The 18436-nt window shown below is 56.9% G+C and carries 18 protein-coding genes; 8 read left to right on the plus strand and 10 right to left on the minus strand.

All coding sequences use genetic code 11. The features are described 5' to 3' along the window. Nucleotides 1-148: 148 nt before the first annotated feature. Nucleotides 149-1486, plus strand: a complete 1338-nt coding sequence (locus tag OVA10_RS22100) for a hemolysin family protein (RefSeq protein ID WP_100777858.1) — start codon at nucleotides 149-151, stop codon at nucleotides 1484-1486. A 74-nt stretch (nucleotides 1487-1560) separates the two neighbouring features. Here OVA10_RS22100 and OVA10_RS22105 read toward each other — a convergent pair whose 3' ends face one another. Next, nucleotides 1561-1767, minus strand: coding sequence for a DUF1107 domain-containing protein (locus OVA10_RS22105; RefSeq protein WP_012015808.1), 207 nt, complete (start codon nucleotides 1765-1767; stop codon nucleotides 1561-1563). A 321-nt stretch (nucleotides 1768-2088) separates the two neighbouring features. Here OVA10_RS22105 and OVA10_RS22110 point away from each other — a divergent pair, with 321 nt between their 5' ends. Then, a complete protein-coding gene (locus OVA10_RS22110; RefSeq protein ID WP_268196806.1) occupies nucleotides 2089-2646 on the plus strand; it encodes a YtfJ family protein in 558 nt (185 codons plus the stop codon). Here the strand turns inward: OVA10_RS22110 and cysQ are convergent. Beyond that, complete coding sequence (gene cysQ / locus OVA10_RS22115) at nucleotides 2640-3380, minus strand: 3'(2'),5'-bisphosphate nucleotidase CysQ (RefSeq protein ID WP_100777860.1); 741 nt, start codon at nucleotides 3378-3380, stop codon at nucleotides 2640-2642. The genes OVA10_RS22110 and cysQ overlap by 7 nt on opposite strands. Before the next feature lie 190 nt (nucleotides 3381-3570). Between cysQ and OVA10_RS22120 the strand changes: the two genes are divergently transcribed. Continuing rightward, nucleotides 3571-5514: a bifunctional 2',3'-cyclic-nucleotide 2'-phosphodiesterase/3'-nucleotidase gene (locus OVA10_RS22120; protein ID WP_268196807.1), complete on the plus strand. Its 1944-nt coding sequence runs from the start codon at nucleotides 3571-3573 to the stop codon at nucleotides 5512-5514. Between the two features lie 58 nt (nucleotides 5515-5572). On the opposite strand, the gene OVA10_RS22125 is transcribed toward OVA10_RS22120, so the two are convergent. The 5 genes from OVA10_RS22125 to OVA10_RS22145 are packed head-to-tail and all read right to left on the minus strand — an operon-like array spanning nucleotide 5573 to nucleotide 9509. Next, entirely contained in the window at nucleotides 5573-5959 is a 387-nt protein-coding gene (locus tag OVA10_RS22125; protein WP_100777862.1) for a winged helix-turn-helix transcriptional regulator, read from the minus strand. A gap of 49 nt (nucleotides 5960-6008) precedes the next feature. After that, nucleotides 6009-6512 (minus strand): protein disulfide oxidoreductase, encoded by a 504-nt coding sequence (locus OVA10_RS22130; protein WP_248859557.1) that lies wholly within the window; start codon nucleotides 6510-6512, stop codon nucleotides 6009-6011. After that, nucleotides 6502-7086, minus strand: coding sequence for a DsbA family protein (locus OVA10_RS22135; RefSeq protein WP_123429606.1), 585 nt, complete (start codon nucleotides 7084-7086; stop codon nucleotides 6502-6504). Before OVA10_RS22135 ends, OVA10_RS22130 begins: the two co-directional genes overlap by 11 nt. A 2-nt stretch (nucleotides 7087-7088) precedes the next feature. Next, nucleotides 7089-9101, minus strand: a complete 2013-nt coding sequence (locus tag OVA10_RS22140; protein WP_268196808.1) for a protein-disulfide reductase DsbD family protein — start codon at nucleotides 9099-9101, stop codon at nucleotides 7089-7091. Between the two features lie 48 nt (nucleotides 9102-9149). Beyond that, nucleotides 9150-9509, minus strand: a complete 360-nt coding sequence (locus OVA10_RS22145) for a copper resistance protein (RefSeq protein ID WP_181827227.1) — start codon at nucleotides 9507-9509, stop codon at nucleotides 9150-9152. Nucleotides 9510-9678: 169 nt separating this feature from the next. On the opposite strand from OVA10_RS22145, the gene OVA10_RS22150 reads away from it, so the two are divergent. The 3 genes from OVA10_RS22150 (at nucleotide 9679) to OVA10_RS22160 (ending at nucleotide 12477) form a co-directional block, all read left to right on the plus strand. Further along, nucleotides 9679-10527, plus strand: coding sequence for an SDR family oxidoreductase (locus OVA10_RS22150; protein ID WP_107702383.1), 849 nt, complete (start codon nucleotides 9679-9681; stop codon nucleotides 10525-10527). A gap of 81 nt (nucleotides 10528-10608) precedes the next feature. After that, nucleotides 10609-11433, plus strand: a complete 825-nt coding sequence (locus tag OVA10_RS22155) for an AraC family transcriptional regulator (protein WP_102104451.1) — start codon at nucleotides 10609-10611, stop codon at nucleotides 11431-11433. Nucleotides 11434-11508: 75 nt separating this feature from the next. Further along, the gene (locus OVA10_RS22160; RefSeq protein ID WP_123429640.1) at nucleotides 11509-12477 is read left to right on the plus strand and encodes a DMT family transporter; all 969 of its coding nucleotides are present in this window, start codon (nucleotides 11509-11511) and stop codon (nucleotides 12475-12477) included. 79 nt (nucleotides 12478-12556) lie between these two features. On the opposite strand, the gene OVA10_RS22165 is transcribed toward OVA10_RS22160, so the two are convergent. Beyond that, a complete protein-coding gene (locus tag OVA10_RS22165) occupies nucleotides 12557-14206 on the minus strand; it encodes a methyl-accepting chemotaxis protein (RefSeq protein ID WP_123429610.1) in 1650 nt (549 codons plus the stop codon). Between the two features lie 248 nt (nucleotides 14207-14454). On the opposite strand from OVA10_RS22165, the gene ytfE reads away from it, so the two are divergent. Beyond that, nucleotides 14455-15117 (plus strand): iron-sulfur cluster repair protein YtfE, encoded by a 663-nt coding sequence (ytfE, locus tag OVA10_RS22170; RefSeq protein ID WP_100777870.1) that lies wholly within the window; start codon nucleotides 14455-14457, stop codon nucleotides 15115-15117. An 88-nt stretch (nucleotides 15118-15205) separates the two neighbouring features. Here the strand turns inward: ytfE and cycA are convergent, their stop codons facing one another. After that, nucleotides 15206-16615 (minus strand): D-serine/D-alanine/glycine transporter, encoded by a 1410-nt coding sequence (gene cycA / locus OVA10_RS22175; protein WP_100777871.1) that lies wholly within the window; start codon nucleotides 16613-16615, stop codon nucleotides 15206-15208. Between the two features lie 308 nt (nucleotides 16616-16923). Continuing rightward, on the minus strand, nucleotides 16924-17544 hold the full coding sequence (fklB, locus tag OVA10_RS22180) for an FKBP-type peptidyl-prolyl cis-trans isomerase (RefSeq protein ID WP_187469894.1): 621 nt from the start codon (nucleotides 17542-17544) through the stop codon (nucleotides 16924-16926). A gap of 233 nt (nucleotides 17545-17777) precedes the next feature. Here fklB and OVA10_RS22185 point away from each other — a divergent pair, with 233 nt between their 5' ends. Beyond that, nucleotides 17778-18422, plus strand: a complete 645-nt coding sequence (locus OVA10_RS22185) for an OapA family protein (RefSeq protein WP_268196809.1) — start codon at nucleotides 17778-17780, stop codon at nucleotides 18420-18422. Nucleotides 18423-18436: the final 14 nt, after the last annotated feature.

Genomic DNA, 18436 nt, shown 5'->3' on the forward strand with positions numbered 1-18436 from the left:
AAATGTGACCTCTGGCGGATTTACACACGTTTACGCTATACTACCCGCTGAAATAATCGGCTCAACGCTACGAGCCGATGTTCAATGTGTCTTCACACAAACGAAATCAACTTCCCTTCCGAGGATCTGGCGAGAAGCCGGATAAACTATGTTAAACAGTATTTTAGTAATACTTTGTCTTATTGCCGTCAGTGCATTTTTCTCGATATCTGAGATTTCGCTGGCCGCCTCCCGCAAGATCAAACTTAAACTGCTTGCCGACGATGGCAATCTCAATGCACAACGCATCCTGAAAATGCAGGAAAATCCCGGTATGTTCTTTACCGTGGTGCAAATCGGTCTGAACGCCGTCGCCATTCTCGGCGGTATCGTGGGTGACGCCGCCTTTTCTCCGGCCTTCTATAGCCTGTTCTCGAAGTACTTCTCGCCTGAACTGTCCGAGCAGCTGAGCTTTATTCTCTCCTTCTCGCTGGTGACCGGCCTGTTCATCCTGTTCGCGGATTTAACCCCGAAACGCATCGGTATGATTGCGCCAGAAGCTGTGGCTTTGCGCATCATCAACCCGATGCGCTTCTGCCTGTACGTGTTCCGTCCGCTGGTCTGGTTCTTCAACGGCCTGGCAAACACCATTTTCCGCCTCTTCAAACTGCCGATGGTGCGTAAAGATGACATCACGTCTGATGATATTTATGCGGTGTTTGAAGCCGGTGCGCTGGCAGGTGTTCTGCGTAAGCAGGAGCATGAACTGATCGAGAACGTGTTTGAACTCGAATCCCGTACCGTGCCGTCCTCCATGACCGGGCGCGAAAACGTGATTTGGTTTGATCTGCACGAAGACGAGCAGAGCCTGAAAAACAAAGTGGCCGAGCATCCGCACTCCAAGTTCCTGGTCTGTAACGAAGATATCGATCACATCATCGGCTATGTCGACTCGAAAGATTTGCTGAACCGCGTGCTGGCTAACCAAAGCCTGGCGCTGAACAGCGGTGTGCAGATCCGCAATACCCTGATTGTGCCGGACACCCTGACGCTCTCCGAAGCGCTGGAAAGTTTCAAAACTGCGGGTGAAGACTTCGCGGTGATCATGAATGAATACGCGCTGGTCGTGGGTATCATTACGCTCAACGACGTGATGACCACCCTGATGGGTGACCTGGTCGGCCAGGGTCTGGAAGAGCAGATCGTCGCGCGCGATGAGAACTCATGGCTGGTGGATGGCGGCACGCCGATTGAAGACGTGATGCGCGTGCTGGATATCGACGAATTCCCGCAGTCGGGCAACTACGAGACGATTGGCGGCTTTATGATGTTTATGCTGCGTAAAATCCCGAAACGTACCGACTCGGTGAAGTTCTCCGGCTATAAATTTGAAGTGGTGGATATCGACAACTACCGCATCGACCAGCTGCTGGTGACACGCATCGATAACAAACCGACCGTGCTGGTGCCGAAGCTGCCGGACGCGGAAGAGAAAGCCTCGGCGTAATTCCCCCACAAACATCAACGGCTCCCAATGGGAGCCGTTTTTATATACTGCTTTAACTACTGCATAGCACGTGGTTAAGCCATCTCAGTTTGCAGACGCATAACCTGGCGGTTGACTTCGGACATCACAGAATAGTGCTGTTTGTCCTTCACTTTCGGGATAAGAATTTTGCCCTTATCAAATTCGAAAGCGCCAACATCCTTGATGTACAACCGTCCTCGGAACAGGATCTTCACGTACTTCGCCACCTGAAGCGGGTTGTAGCGTTGGAAAATTTTCATTCTTGTATCTCCTGCGAATCATACGCTCTTGCGGCGCCACAATCGGGCCGACTGTCCTGAGCGCAAATTTATTGCTCAATGACTATAGACCAGAAAAACGTTGATACCCAGTATGCATAAGTTTATTTACCGTTTGATTACAAATATTCAGAACATTCTTTGCATAGCATTTCTAAAAGCAGTATAAGCCTTCGTTTTTTTACGGATATGTGCGTTCGCCCGCAAACTGGCACTCGGATTGCGGGAAAAGCCGATTGATCGCACTTATGATTAAACCGTAAGACCAAGTGGTCGGATCACCTGCAACTATAAGGAAACACCATGACCCTTCGTAACATCCTGGCCGCAGCCTGCCTGTTACTGCCGCTGATGGCTTCCGCACACAACATTGAAAAGGGACAACGTGTGCCACCAGTCGGTATTGCCGATCGGGGAGAATTGATTCTCGACAATGATAAGTTTAGCTATAAACCCTGGAATAGCGCGCAGCTCGCGGGCAAAGTGCGAGTGGTGCAACATATTGCCGGTCGTACCTCGGCAAAAGAGAAAAATGCCACCCTCGTGGAAGCGATTAAGACTGGAAAATTCCCGCACGACCGTTACCAGACCACCACCATCGTGAACACCGATGACGCGATTCCAGGCTCGGGCATGTTTGTGCGCAGCAGCCTGGAGAGCAATAAAAAGCTCTATCCGTGGTCGCAGTTTATTGTCGACAGCGATGGCGTGACGCGTAAAGCCTGGGGTCTGGAAGAGGAGAGTTCATCGATTGTGGTGCTGGATAAAGATGGCCGCGTGCAATGGGTGAAAGACGGCGCGCTGACGCAGGAAGAGGTGCAGCAGGTTGTCGCCCTGCTGCACAAATTGCTCGGTCAGTAAATCGAGACCCGGAAGCCCGGATTTAAGAACGACTCGCGCGGGGTGTAGTCCAGTGGCTTGCCCTGCCAGTCGTGAACGTGCGCGCCCGCGGCAGAGGCCACCGCATGACCTGCCGCCGTATCCCAGACGTTGGTTGGCCCAAAGCGCGGATACAGCTGCGCCTGCCCTTCCGCCACCAGGCAGAATTTCAGCGACGAGCCAATCGACGTCGTCTGGTGCTCGCCGATTTGATGCAGGTACTCCTGCAGCTCAGCGTCACTGTGGGAACGGCTGATGACCACCAGCGGTGGTCGCGCGTCGCGCACCTGGATGGGCTTGCGCGTACCGCTCTCTTCCTTCCACGCCTTGCCTTCTGCGGCGCTGTACATCACCTTCAGCACCGGCGCGTAGACCACGCCCAGCACCGCTTTCCCGTTTTCAATCAAGGCAATATTGACGGTGAACTCACCGTTACGCTTGATAAATTCTTTGGTGCCATCCAGCGGGTCCACCAGCCAGTAGCGCTGCCAGTGCTGGCGCACATCCCAGCTCTGCGGATCTTCTTCAGACAGCACCGGGATATCCGGCGTCAGGGCCTGAAGCCCTTTGAGGATCACCTCGTGGGCCGCGAGATCGGCCGCTGTCACCGGCGAGTCATCCGCTTTGCTGACAACGTCCATCGGCTTTGTGCCATCGTAGACCTGCATAATGGCATCACCCGCATCCCGTGCGAGCTGACAAATTTTATCTAACATTATCCACCTCTTCGTTATCGCAGTGGTCATAACTTATTGTTTTAGTTATATCGTATTGTTAACAATTCCGCTATCTGTGAAGCAATTCTGGTTTCACGACGCTTTTTTCTGGCAGGATTCACACTTCTGTAAGCAACAAAATATACATACATATTCTTTTGTGGCTTGGATCGTAAAAAGGACTCCTCTGATGATTAAGTTTAGCGCAACGCTCCTGGCAACGCTGATTGCCGCAAGCGTGCAGGCCGCGACGGTAGATCTTCGCATTCTGGAAACTACCGACCTGCATAGCAACATGATGGATTTCGATTACTACAAAGATACCCCGACCGAAAAATTCGGACTGGTACGCACCGCAAGTTTGATTAACGCCGCGCGCGGCGAGGTGAAAAACAGCGTGCTGGTCGATAACGGCGACTTAATTCAGGGTAGTCCGCTCGGCGATTACATGGCGGCGAAGGGGCTGAAAAAAGGCGATATTCACCCGGTTTATAAGGCGTTGAATACCCTGGATTACGCCGTCGGTAACCTCGGAAACCACGAGTTTAACTACGGGCTGGATTATCTGCATATGGCGCTCGCTGGCGCAAAATTCCCGTACGTTAACGCCAATATCATCGACGTTAAGACCCAAAAGCCGCTGTTTACGCCCTATCTGATTAAAGAGACTGAGGTCGTGGATCAGGACGGTAAAAAGCAGACGCTGAAAATCGGCTATATCGGGTTTGTGCCACCGCAGATCATGACCTGGGATAAAGCCAATCTCTCGGGCAAAGTGACCGTTAACGACATCACCGAAACCGCGCGCAAGTACGTTCCGGAAATGCGAGAGAAAGGGGCTGATCTGGTGGTCGTGGTGGCGCACTCCGGGCTGTCTGCCGATCCGTATCAGGCGATGGCCGAGAACTCCGTCTATTACCTCAGCGAAGTACCGGGCGTTGACGCCATTCTGTTTGGTCACGCGCACGCGGTCTTCCCAGGCAAAGATTTCGCCAGCATTAAAGGTGCCGATATCGAGAAAGGAACCCTCAACGGCGTGCCGTCGGTGATGCCAGGCATGTGGGGCGATCATCTGGGCGTGGTGGATCTGGTGCTGAATAACGATGGCGGAAAATGGCAGGTGACCCAGTCGAAAGCCGAAGCGCGCCCAATCTACGACGCGGCGGCGAAAAAATCGCTGGCGGCAGAAGATAAAAATATCCTGAACGTGCTGAAACACGATCACGATGCGACCCGCGAATTTGTCAGCAAGCCGGTCGGGAAATCCTCCGACAATATGTACAGCTACCTGGCGCTGGTGCAGGACGATCCCACTGTTCAGGTGGTGAATATGGCGCAGAAAGCCTACGTTGAGCGCTTTATTCAGGGCGATCCGGACCTGGCGAAACTGCCGGTGCTTTCCGCCGCGGCTCCGTTTAAAGTCGGCGGACGTAAAAACGATCCGGCCAGCTACGTTGAAGTGGAAAAAGGTCAGCTCACCTTCCGCAACGCGGCGGATCTCTATCTCTATCCGAACACGCTGGTGGTGGTAAAAGCCACGGGGAAAGAGGTGAAAGAGTGGCTGGAGTGTTCCGCCGGTCAGTTTAACCAGATCGACGTTCATAGCAGTAAGCCGCAGTCGCTGATCAACTGGGATGGTTTCCGCACCTATAACTTCGACGTGATCGACGGCGTGGACTACCAGATCGACGTGTCACAGCCGGCGAAATACGACGGTGAATGCCAGACGGTGAACCCGCAGGCGGAACGTATCAAGCATCTGACCTTCCAGGGTAAACCGATCGACCCGAACGCGGTATTCCTGGTCGCGACCAATAACTATCGCGCGTACGGCGGCAAATTCGCCGGGACCGGCGATAGCCATATCGCGTTTGCATCACCGGACGAGAACCGCTCGGTGCTGGCGGCGTGGATTGGCGAGCAGTCGAAAAAGGATGGCGCGATCCATCCGGCGGCAGACAACAACTGGCGTCTGGCCCCGATTCAGAGCGCGTCTAAGCTGGATATTCGTTTTGAGACGTCACCGTCTGACAAAGCGGCGGCGTTTATCAAAGACAAAGCGCAGTATCCGATGAGCAAGACCGGAACCGATGATATCGGGTTCGCGATTTATCAAATGGATTTGAGCAAGTAAACGTATTTACCCGGCCTGCACAACGGCAGGCCGGGTAAAGGTTAACGCCGTGCGGCAATCACGCCGCACGATCCTCGCGATGAGCCAACACCTGCGGCGTATTTACCTCGATCCAGTCCACCAGCGCGGCGACCTTCTCGCTCACCTCATCGCCCAGCGGCGTGAGGCTGTACTCCACGTGCGGAGGCACCACCGGATACGACACACGATTCACAAATCCATCCTGCTCCAGCGCCTGTAATGACTGCGCCAGCATCTTCTCGCTGACGCCACCCATTTTACGACGCAGGTCGCTAAAGCGATGCGTGCCCTGGCGCAACGCCACCAGAATCAGCACGCCCCAACGGCTGGTGACGTGTTTGAGCACTTCACGGGACGGACACTGCTCGGCAAACAGGTTGCCGTCGCGCATTTGCTCGCTGAGGGTAGGGATTGCTGTTTTCATACTGATCTTTTCACACATACTAACTAAAAGTTAGTGATATTATGCCACATCAAAATCCCGCCCACCAGAGCCGCAGCTTCATGCCCCAGCCGCTGGTGTAACCCGTGGTAATGGATTTGACCTCTCCGCGCGAGACGATAAGCACCGTCGGGGTCACCTGCACCTGCCAGCGGCGTGCGAGCTGGCCCTGAGGGTCGTTGACCGTCGGCATCCCGTAGTGCTTTTTCGCCAGCCAATGGCTCAGCGTGGCATCGTCACCGGAACGCAGCGCCACGCTGATGACGTTTCTCCCCTCCTCTGCCATCTCTGCCACCGACGGCGTGGTGTAGCGGCATACGCCACACCAGGTCGCCCAGACATACACCAACAGCGGTCTGTCGTGGCTGCGCTGCGCCAGATCCACCGATTCGCCGTCCAGCGTCTGCAGCGGCGTGCTGATAAAGGTCGATGGAAGCGCAGGTTTGCGGAACTGATCGGTGATCAGCACTGCCGCGAGGGCAATCAGCAGCCAGACCATACCCTCACGCAGCCAGCGCAGCGCTTTACTGCGCATCTGGCTTCGCCAGCTCTTGCTTCACCAGCGCCTCCAGGTCGTCGTACGGAATAGCACCCGGCACCAGGGTTTTGCCGACCAGGGTCGCCGGAGTGCCCTGTACGCCCAGCACCTGAGCAAGAATCAAATTCATCTGCAGGGTTTCGCCGCTCTTCTCATCGGCCTTGATGGCGCCCGTGCCCGTTTTCTGCTGAGCGGCCAGGATAGAAGCCTCGTCGTGATAGCCTTTCTTCGACATCAATCGCTGGTGCAGCGCCCAGTACTGCTGAGGCTGCTGTCGCCAGGCCGTCAGCGCAATTCGCGCTGAGTGGGCCGAGCTTTCACTGCGAAACGGCAGCAGTTTCACCACCAGTTTGACGTCCGGAAATTTATGCACAATCTTCTCAAGCTCCGGGTCAAACTGCTTGCAGTAGGGGCAGTTGTAATCGGTAAACGACACCAGCGTCAGGCGTGGTTTTTCCGCGCCCATCGCAGGCGTGTCAGGATCATTCCAGAGCAAATTCTCCAGATCGGGTTCAGCGGCAAAACCCAGGGTCGAAAAACAGAACAGCACGATCAAGGTTAAAATACGCATTGTTAATGTCCTTTGGCGTTATTCAGGGTCTGAAGGAGATCGTCACGATCCAGCAGCGGCGGCAATATGCGGCCTTGCTCCAGCCCGGGGCCATAAATTTGGTTGAAGGGGACGGCGGCACTCTGACGCGCGCGAAGGAACTGGCTAATCGTCTCGGATGGGCGGCTCCAGTCGCCGCGCAGTGCAACCACATCCGGTTCGCTGAGGGCATTTTGCACCTCGTCGCGTAGCAGCACGTTGTATTTGTTCGCTTTGCAGGTCACGCACCAGTCGGCGGTGACATCGACGAAGACCCGTTTGTTGTCGGCCAGCGCGGCGGTAATCGCCTGTTCGCTGAGCGGCTGCCAGACGATGCGATCTTTCGCCAGCCCCGGTTGACCGGCGCCGATGAGCGGAAGGGAAATACCGAGCGACACCATCGCGGCCAGGGCACTCCCCAGCGCCACCCGCCATCCCCAGCGCCATAGCGTGGCGATCAGCAGCGTGATGACGATGAACGCGCCTAACGCCTGCGTCGGCACTCGCCCAATGTGAACGGCGAGCAGGCTGGCAAGCCACAGCCCTGACGCGAGCATCATCAGGCCGAGGATTATCCGCACGACGTTCATCCAGCGTCCCGGACGCGGCAGGCGCAGCGCCAGCCCTGGCCAGGCAGCGATCAACAGCCACGGCAGGCTCATGCCGATCCCCATCACCAGGAATATCCCCCACAGCAGGGACAACGGGGCGACCAGCGCCACCGAAACCGCCGTGCCGAGAAACGGCGCGGTGCACGGAGTTGCCAGCAGCGTCGCAAAGGCCCCCTGGCAAAAATGGCCAACCAGACCATTGCCGCCCCGCGTGGCGAGAAACGTAGAGACACCGGATGAGAGCCTGATTTCAAACAGCCCCAGCAGGCTGGCGCTGAACCCCACCACCACCACCACCATCGCGGCAATAAACCACGGGTTCTGGAACTGGATGCCCCAGCCGAGCGCCTGATTGCTGAGACGCAGCGCCGTCATCATCAACGCCAGCGCGAGGAACGAGGTCACGATTCCGGCGGCCGAGGCCATAAACTGCTGACGCACCACGCGGCGATGAGTCGACGAGGCCTGCACGACACTGCTCAGTTTCATCGCCAGCACCGGCAGGACGCACGGCATGACGTTGAGGATTAGCCCTCCGGCCAGCGCCATCAGCAGAATCCAGGCCATGGTAAACGGGGCGTCCCCGGATGGCGCGTCGCCCACCGTCACCTGACTCTCCTGCGCCTGACCGCTGTCAGCGAGCACCAGCGACAGGGTTTTGCCCCGCAGATCCGGTGCGCTGTCTCCCCAGCCGTCGCTGACGGGCAGCGTCGCGGTCAGGGTCTGGCCGTCAATCCGGTAAACCGGTTTGCCAAAATCCGTGTCGGCCTGGGTATCGATAAACAGCTCGGGCTTCTGCCAGCCCGCCTCGCGGGTGGCGGTGATGCGAAGCTTTTCGTCACCGAAACCGGCGCTTAGATCGGAAGTGAGCCCTTCCTTGAGCGGCAGCGTACCCAGCGCGCGGCTGAAATCGTAGCTAAATTGCGGATCGGCGGGCGCACTGAGATCCAGCGCAAAGGGGTAGTCCGTCAGGATGCAGACGTTGCTGCAGGTGGAGAGCGTGAGCACGCCCGACAGTTTCTCCGGCATTGCGCCGCGCAGGGTGATCGGAAACGACACATTACCGTCGTAGCCCTGCGTGGTAATGCCTGCCACCTCGAAACGCTGCGGCACCGGCCAGCGCCAGTCCATCTCCAGCGGCGTGTTCCAGCTTATCGCCGGGGCGATGCCGCCCTCTCCAGGCGATCGCCAGTAGGTTTTCCAGCCTTTTTCGAGACGAACATCCAGCAGCAGGCGCGTGTCGTGCCCTTGCCGGGCGTCTGCCCGCACGCGAACGCTGGCGTGGTCATTATCCGCGGCGCGTAGCCAGCCGCTGTCGGCGGCCTGACTGACGGGCAGCCATAGCCAGAACAGGCAGAGCACAAGCTGCCTTAAAAATGCATACATTTATTTTCTCCATAAATAATTAATTACCCTGAATTAGCAGGCAATCAATCATTCACGGAATACGCAGAGTCGCAGATGCACCCGCAATCGGGGCGGAGAGATGACGCGAGGCGGCCAGCGGCGCACCGGGCGATGGGGTACGGCGGCCAGCACCGCCAGGACCAGCGTGATGGCAAACAGCGCGCCTTCAAACATGATCGGCGGTGTTGCCAGCAGGGATTTGGCACTCAGCTCGCAAGGGGTGACCGGGGCATCGCTGTCGCCAGTCTGCTTTACCGTTTGCTGAGCCACAGAAGCGGCGTTCATCACCAGCGCGTGCAGCCCCGCCATGCGCTGGGTGGTGCAGACAAGCACCACCAGACATGCCAGAGCGACAAGAAGAAAAGCTTTACGCTGACGGGGGATCATAGACGCCTCAATCAAATTCAGGCGGATATCTTAGCGGCAAAAAAGGCGCTGTGCTGTAAAGAAACGTCGTGATGACAAATTTAACACTTACCTTTTTGTACGTACTTACTAAAAGTTAGTAAGAGTGGTAATGTTCCGTCATACCATGCAAACAACGAGGAAATAACTCATGATCGCAATTACCGGCGCAACCGGCCAGCTTGGCCAACACGTTATCAACAACCTGCTTAAAACCGTTCCTGCCAGCGAGATCGTGGCAATTGTACGTAACCCGGCAAAAGCCGACGCCCTGAGCCAGAAAGGCATTACCGTTCGCCAGGCGGATTACACCGACCAGGCCGCGTTCACCACCGCCCTGAGCGGCGTGGAGAAACTGCTGCTGATCTCCTCAAGCGAGGTCGGCCAGCGTGCGACCCAGCATCAGAATGTTATCAACGCGGCAAAAGCGGCGGGCGTGAAATTTATCGCCTACACCAGTCTGCTCCATGCGGATAAGTCGCCACTCGGCCTGCGCGATGAACACATCGCCACCGAAAAGGCGCTGGCCGAGTCCGGCATTCCTTACGCCCTGCTGCGCAACGGCTGGTACACCGAAAACTATCTCGCCAGCGCACCACCGGCCCTGGAGCACGGCGTGTTTATCGGCGCGGCGGGTGACGGCAAAATCGCCGCAGCCACACGCGAAGATTATGCCGCTGCGGCGGCGAAAGTGATCGCGGAAGAGGGTCATGCAGGCAACGTGTACGAACTGGCTGGCGACACGGCGTGGACGCTGAGCGAACTGGCTGCCGAGCTGAGCAAGCAAAGCGGAAAACCGGTGACCTATCAGAACCTGAGCGAAGCCGATTTCGCCGCCGCGTTGAAAAGCGTGGGCTTACCGGCCGGGCTGGCGGATATGCTGGCAGATTCCGATGTCGGTGCCTCGAAGGGTGGTCTGTTCGACGACAGCCGTACCTTGAGCAAACTGATCGGTCGCCCGACCACGCCGCTGGCTGAGAGCATCAAAGGCATTCTGTAATTGTTAAGCGGTGGTTAATTTTAGTGGCATCCCCGTGGGTCATCTCTGATAATGAAAAGATGACCCACCTGGAGGCTCACCGTGCAAGGCGTACCCGAACAGTTCATCGATGAGAGAGACAGCGCGCGCTTTCGCCATCTGGCGCAGGTGCCGGGCGTCGAACTGTATCATGCGCATATCTCACGTTACGCCTTTGAACCTCACACCCACGAAGCCTTCGGGATCGGCGCGATAGAAGCCGGAGCCGAACGCTTTCGCTATCGTGGCGCGCAGCATGTCGCGCCCGTTCACTCTGTTGTCACCATGAATCCCGACGAGTTGCACACCGGCGAGGCCGCCACTGAAGACGGCTGGCGCTACCGGATGGTCTATCTCGATCCCGATCTGCTCGAAGAGGTGACCGGCATTCGCCACTGGTGGTTTAGCGACGTCACGCGCCACGACCCGCTACGTTCGCAGCAGATCTGTCAGCTGATTTACGGACTGTGGCACACGGACGATCCGCTGGCCCAGAAGGGCTTACTGCTGGATCTGATCGAGACATTTCAGCCGCTGGCGCGCCATGCTCCGGTCATTCAGGAAGGGGCGCATCGCTTCGAGCGCGCGCGCGAGTATCTGCACGACAACTATATGCATCCGGTGACCCTGGATGAGCTGGCGCGCGTGGTCTCGCTGAGTCCGTACCATTTCCAGCGCCAGTTCAAAGCGCACTTTCACGTGACGCCGCACCAGATGCTGATGGCGATCCGCCTGTGGCGCGCCAAAGCGTTTCTCACCCTCGGCATGCCGGCCGCTGAAGTGGCCGCCGCGACCGGGCTGACCGATCAGTCTCATCTCACCCGCGCCTTTACCCATCGCTACGGCATTACGCCCGTTCGCTATCAGAAGCAGGTCGTTCGGCGCTAATGCGCAATCTCATACAATATTCCCGGCGGACCTCTTTCTACACTGTGCGAAGGTTTCTCTGACGTGGATGGCAAAATGATTAGCGGCGTGTTGTATGCCCTGCTGGCGGGTTTGATGTGGGGATTAATTTTTGTCGGCCCACTCATTGTGCCGGAATACCCGGCAATGTTGCAGTCGATGGGGCGCTATCTGGCGCTGGGGCTTTTCGCCCTGCCGCTGGCGTGGATGGGGCGCGCTCGCCTGCGTCAGTTGAGTCGCGGCGACTGGGTCACCGCCCTGGGCCTGACCATGATGGGCAATCTGATCTATTACGTTTGTCTGGCCAGCGCCATTCAGCGCACCGGCGCGCCCGTGTCGACCATGATTATCGGCACCCTGCCGGTGGTGATTCCGGTGTTCGCCAACCTGCTCTATAGCCATCGCGACGGTAAACTGGCGTGGTCGAAAATGCTGCCTGCGCTGGTGTGTATCGCCACCGGTCTGGCGTTCGTCAATATCGCCGAGCTGCGTCATGCGCGTGTCGATGAGTTTGACGGATGGCGTTACGGGTCGGGGATTTTGCTGGCGTCGATCTCCGTGGTCTGCTGGGCGTGGTATGCCCTGCGTAACGCCCGCTGGCTGCGGGAAAACCCGGATAAGCATCCGATGATGTGGGCCACCGCCCAGGCGCTGGTGACGCTGCCGGTATCGCTGCTCGGCTACGTGGCATCTTGCTGGTGGCTGGGGCTGCAACAGCCGGAGTTTGCCCTGCCGTTCGGGCCGCGTCCGTGGGTGTTTGTCGGCCTGATGGTGGCGATTGCGGTGCTGTGCTCGTGGGTGGGTGCTTTGTGCTGGAATATCGCCAGCCAGAAATTGCCGACGGTGATTCTTGGGCCGTTGATTGTCTTTGAAACCCTGGCCGGGCTGCTTTATACCTTCCTGATGCGCCAGAGCGTGCCGCCGCTGTTAACGGGGTGCGGGATTTTGCTGCTGGTGGTGGGAGTAGTGATTGCCGTCAGAGCGAAGCCGGAAAAACCGACGGTGGTGACGGTTTCGCAGGTTTGACACCACGCCCGGAAAGCGTCAGGGCTTTCCGGGCGCGGATTGTAGTAGCCGGATGGACGCTAGCGCCCTCCGGCCTCTGTCAGAAGGTTTCCCAGTTCCCGTCAACCATCGCTGCTGCGGGTTTAGCTTTTGCGACGTAGGTTTTCACCGGTGCCGCTTTTACCGCCTGACCGCGAGTGATTTTAAACACCGCGACCGCTTCGTTCAGGCGCGCAGCCTGATCTTCCAGCGCCGCTGCGGCTGCCGCTGACTCTTCCACCAGCGAGGCGTTCTGCTGAGTCACGCGATCCATCTCGGCGACTGCCTGCCCGACCTGATCGATACCACGGCTCTGCTCGTCGGACGCCGAGGCGATTTCGCCCATGATATCGGTCACGCGGGTGACGGCATTCACGATCTCAGACATGGTCTCCCCGGCCTGATTCACCAGTGCAGAACCGGCGTTGACGCGATCGCCTGAATCATCGATCAATGCTTTGATCTCTTTCGCGGCCTGAGCGCTACGCTGGGCCAGAGTACGAACTTCCCCTGCCACGACTGCAAAACCACGGCCCTGCTCGCCTGCACGCGCCGCTTCTACCGCCGCGTTGAGAGCCAGGATGTTGGTCTGGAAGGCAATGCCGTCGATCACGTTAGTGATCTGGGCAATTTTGCTGGAACTAGTGGCAATCTCATCCATCGTGCGCACTACGCCTTCCACCACGCTGCCGCCTTTTTTGGCGGTGGTTGATGCATCCAGCGCCAGTCGGGACGCCTGACGGGCGTTATCGGCGTTTTGCTTCACGGTGGCGGTCAGCTGTTCCATGCTCGCAGCGGTCTCTTCCAGCGACGCGGCCTGCTGCTCGGTGCGGGAGGAGAGATCGTTGCTGCCGGCGGAAATTTCACCGGCGCCCGTATAGATTGTGTCAGCCCCTTCGCGAACCACGCCGACGGTGTTCGCCAGTGCGGTTTGCATCTCTTGCACGTTACGCGCCAGTACCGCCATTTCGTTCTTGCCCTGGGCGTCGATCGGCTGCGTCAGATCGCCTGCCGCAATCGCGCGGATATGGCTGATCACATCATGCAGCGGGAGCAACAGCACGCGGCGCATCGCAATCCAGCTGGTAATAATAACGGCGGCGACCACCACCATAATGGCGGAGAGGATCCACAGGATGCGGGTGTAGTCGCTTTCATTGTCCTGAATGCCTTTGCTGGTCAGCTTCGCCTGCGCTTCACGCCACTCGCGATACACCTTTTGCATCGCGGTCTGCTTTTGCTCGGCGTTTTGCTTGAACATATCTTCCAGGTTGCCCTGTGCCAGTAAGGTGTTCATTTGCGTCAGGGTGGAGGAGTAGACGCGGTACTGCTCTTCCAGCTGTTTGGAGAGGTTTTCGTCCATCCCCGGCGTTTCCGGCAGAGCATAATATTTATCGTAATGACCCTGCGCTTCCGTCAGCAGGTTTTTCGCGGTAGCGACCAGCTCGTTCAGCTGCCCGCCGTTAATCTGGCTCGCCACGCTGCTCTGCAAGCGGAGCATTCCACGGTTGAGAGTGACGCGCGCCTGGTTGAGGCTGATCCAGGCGTCAGTAAATTCCGCGACGTTCTGGCTGGAGAGCTGAGAGACGGTGAAATTGTCTTTGTCATTATTCAGAGCATTGATGAATACCCCGGCGGAGATCAGCTGAACGGCGCCCAGCCCGAGCAACACCGAGATTAAGAGGGTGATGACTTTTATACGTTTAAACATGCGATGCCTTTAGTTATCTGCAGGATTTTATCTGACCTGTATCTATCGGCAGGGGCGCGGGGTTGTTTAACGCCTTCTCCGGCATGAGAAGCCCATTCGCGGAATTTTTCAAATCCATTCAGCAGGTTAATACATCAAAATAAATGTGACGGATATCTCATTTTCTCCGCTGCCCCCAAAGGGTTATAGCTTCACCAAAAAGATGCATTTAAAATGCATCTTATATTCTTAATGATGAGGTAACGACGATGGCCTTCCGCGACCAACCTTTAGGCGAGCTGGCGCTCTCCATCCCGCGCGCATCTGCGCTGTTTCGTAAATACGATATGGACTACTGCTGCGGCGGGAAGCAAACGCTGGCGCGTGCGGCATTGCGTAAGGCGCTGGATGTTGATGCGATTGAAGCTGAGCTGGCGCAGCTGGCCGAACAGCCCATCGAGAAAGACTGGCGCAGCGTGGCGCTGGCGGAAATCATCGACCACATCATCGTGCGTTACCACGACCGTCACCGCGAACAGCTCCCGGAACTGATTCTGCAGGCAACCAAAGTTGAGCGCGTGCATGCCGATAAAGCCACCGTACCGCGCGGCCTGGCGAAATACCTGACCATGCTGCACGAAGAGTTATCCAGCCACATGATGAAAGAGGAGCAGATCCTCTTCCCGATGATCAAACAGGGCATGGGTACGCAGGCGATGGGACCGATCAGCGTCATGGAGAGCGAGCACGACGACGCGGGCGAACTGCTGGAGGTGATCAAACACACCACCAATAACGTGACGCCGCCGCCAGACGCCTGCACGACCTGGAAAGCGATGTACAACGGCATTAACGAGATGATCGACGATCTGATGGAACACATTAGTCTGGAAAATAACGTCCTGTTCCCGCGTGCTTTAGCCGGGGAATAAAAAAAGGCCCGGTCGCGTGAGCGCTTACCGGGCCTCTGTTTTGTGCTTTAGTGTGCCGGAGAGGCGAAGCGCGCCCCCGGCAACAGACTTAACGCATGCCTGCCATACGTTTCTTACCGATAAACAGCCAGCCTAACCCCAGCGCAATGAACCACAGCGGCGTTACGATCAGCGCCTGACGGGTGTCATCTTCCAGCGTCAACAGAACCAGCACAAACACGAAGAACGCCATGCAGACCCAGCACATCAGCTTGCCGAGCGGCATTTTGTAGATGGATTTCTCATGCAGCTGCGGACGCTGTTTGCGGTACACCAGGTACGAGCAGAGGATGATGGTCCAGACAAACATGAACAGGATCGCGGAGACCGTGGTGATCATGGTGAACGCACCAATCACGCTCGGGTTGACGTACAGCATCACCACACCGCCCAACAGGCAGATGCAGGAGAAGGTCAGCCCTTTCGCCGGTACGGCACGTTTGGAGAGCTTCGCGAAAGCGCTGGGCGCCACGCCTTCCTGCGCCAGACCGAACAGCATACGGCTGGTCGAGAACACGCCGCTGTTGGCAGAAGAGGCCGCCGACGTCAGCACCACGAAGTTAATCAGGCTTGCCGCAGCAGGCAGACCAACCAGCACGAACAGTTCTACGAACGGGCTTTTGGTTGGAACGACGGAGCTCCACGGCGTCACGGACATAATGACGATCAGCGCGAAGACGTAGAACATGATGATACGAATCGGGATGGAGTTGATCGCGCGCGGCAGGGATTTCTCCGGATCTTTGGTTTCCGCAGCGGTGGTGCCCACCAGCTCAATACCCACGAAGGCGAACACCGCAATCTGGAAGCCAGCAAAGAAGCCGCTCAGCCCTTTTGGGAACCAGCCGCCGTCATTCCACAGGTGCGTAAAGGAAGCCTGCACGCCGGTCGGTGACTGGAAGTGCGTCAGCACCATCACCAGCCCCACGACAATCAGCCCGACGATGGCGACGATTTTGATCATCGCAAACCAGAACTCCATCTCACCAAACATTTTCACCGTGGCGAGGTTGAGGCTCAGCAGCAGGACGATCACCGCAAGGGACGCCACCCAGTCGGAAAGACCGGGGAACCAGAATTGCGCGTAGGCGGTGATGGCGACAACGTCAGCCATGCCGGTGACCACCCAGCAGAACCAGTAAGTCCAGCCGGTAAAGTATCCCGCCCAGGGGCCGAGCAGGTCAGAAGCGAAGTCGCTAAAAGATTTGTATTCGAGATTCGAGAGCAGCAATTCACCCATTGCACGCATCACGAAGAACAGCATAAAACCGATGATCATATAGACGAAGATGATCGACGGCCCGGCAAGACTGATGGTTTTGCCCGACCCCATGAACAGCCCTGTGCCGATGGCACCGCCGATGGCAATAAGCTGAATATGACGGTTTGTGAGATTGCGCCGTAGCGACTGTTCAGACGAAGCCTCTTCGTCGGCAACGACTTTTACCTGATCTACCATGTGTTTTTTTCCTATTATGCCTGTCTGTGTTGTTAAGGCTCTTCTGGCCTTTAGTTACGTCATGATGTGACGGTCCCTTAAAAAGGACTCATCGATAGTAGGTAAGAATCGGCGGGATGAATACTATGAAATAGATATTATGTTAATAATATGTTTAAAGTGAGTGTCATATCACTCATACAACGCGAAACAGCTCACAAAAATACACGCAACTCGTAGCTTTGCAAGATAAAATATTGATATCGGCTTAACTATAGGTTTTCTCACTATTTCCCCTCCCGCAGGGGGAGAGGAAATGCGTGTGCCGATTACAGAATTTCCAGCAGCTCGACTTCAAACACCAGGGTGCTGAATGGCGGGATGGACGCGCCAGCGCCACGCTCGCCGTAAGCCAGGTTCTGCGGGATAGTGAGTTCCCATTTAGAACCTACAGGCATCAGCGTCAGCGCTTCGATCCAGCCTGGGATCACGCCGTTGACCGGGAATTCAGCCGGTTCGCCACGGGCGACAGAGCTGTCGAACACCGTACCGTCGATCAGTTTACCGGTGTAGTGCACGCGTACATGGTCAGTACGTGCCGGGATTGCGCCTTCGCCCTGAGTGATGACGCGGAACTGCAGGCCGGATTCGGTGCTGTTCACGCCCTCTTTCTCACGGTTCTCTTCCAGGTATTTCACGCCTTCGGCGGCCATCTCTTCAAAACGCTCGCGACGGACGGCATCCGCACGTTCGTGAACTTCACGCAGTGCGCGATGTACAACGTCTACCGGTACAGCCGGGTGTTTGCCTTCCAGCGCGTCAGCGATACCCGCCACCAGTGCTTCAGGTAACAGTCCTTCCAGGCCGGATTCGCTCAGCTGCTGTCCTACCTGCAAACCGATACCGTAGCTTGCCTGCGCTTCGATAGTGTCAAAAGTCGGGGTGGTCATGGGTTTTCCTTCCATCACATTTAAAGTAGCGGGCAGCATATCAGCCACGCCCTTATGGGTAAAACTTTGTCTTAAGTTAAGATGACAAACTGCGCCGAAACAGAAACAATAGAGGTGACCAGGTGTTTTCCTAAACGTGAGTCACACGAGTCGGGTTTACTACGCCATTCAGGCAGTTAGCAGACTATACTTCTCAGGACAGGATTATAATGATGCGGAGCAGGAGGAGAGCCATGCCCGGGCGATTTGAACTGAAACCTACCCTGGCGAAAATCTGGCATGCGCCGGACAACTTTCGCATCATGGATCCGCTGCCGCCCTTCCATCGCAGAGGCATCATTATTGCCGCCCTGGTGGTGGTGATTGGGTTCCTGCTTCCTTCTGGCGATGACAGCAGCGATATGCAGCCTGTCACGCGTAATGCGCAGTTAGATATTCAGTCGCAGTCGCGGCCACAGCCCGATCAACAGCCGATGCAAACACAGCTGGTCACGCCGTCAAACGATCCAGGCCAGGTGGCGCCGGTCTCCCCGGAACCGATTCAGGAAGAGCAGCCGCAGGAACAAGCCGCAGCGCCTGTTCAGTCGCAAGCGCAGCAGCCCACCGGCATTGAACAGCAGTGGCGCTCCTATCGCGTCGAGCCGGGTAAAACCATGGCGCAGCTCTTCCGAGACCATAATCTGCCACCGACTGATGTTTACGCCATGGCGCAGGTAGAAGGCGAAGGAAAACCCCTGAGTAATTTACAGAATGGCCAGATGGTACAGATTCGCCAGAACGCCAGCGGCGTGGTGACAGGGCTGACGATTGATACCGGCAGCGGCCAGCAGGTGCTGTTTATGCGTGAGCCAAACGGCAGCTTTATCCGCGTGAAGTAGCCGAAAGCCCGGTC

The organism is Lelliottia sp. SL45 (assembly GCF_026672535.1).
In the GTDB taxonomy this organism is placed as follows: Bacteria; Pseudomonadota; Gammaproteobacteria; order Enterobacterales; family Enterobacteriaceae; genus Enterobacter; species Enterobacter nimipressuralis.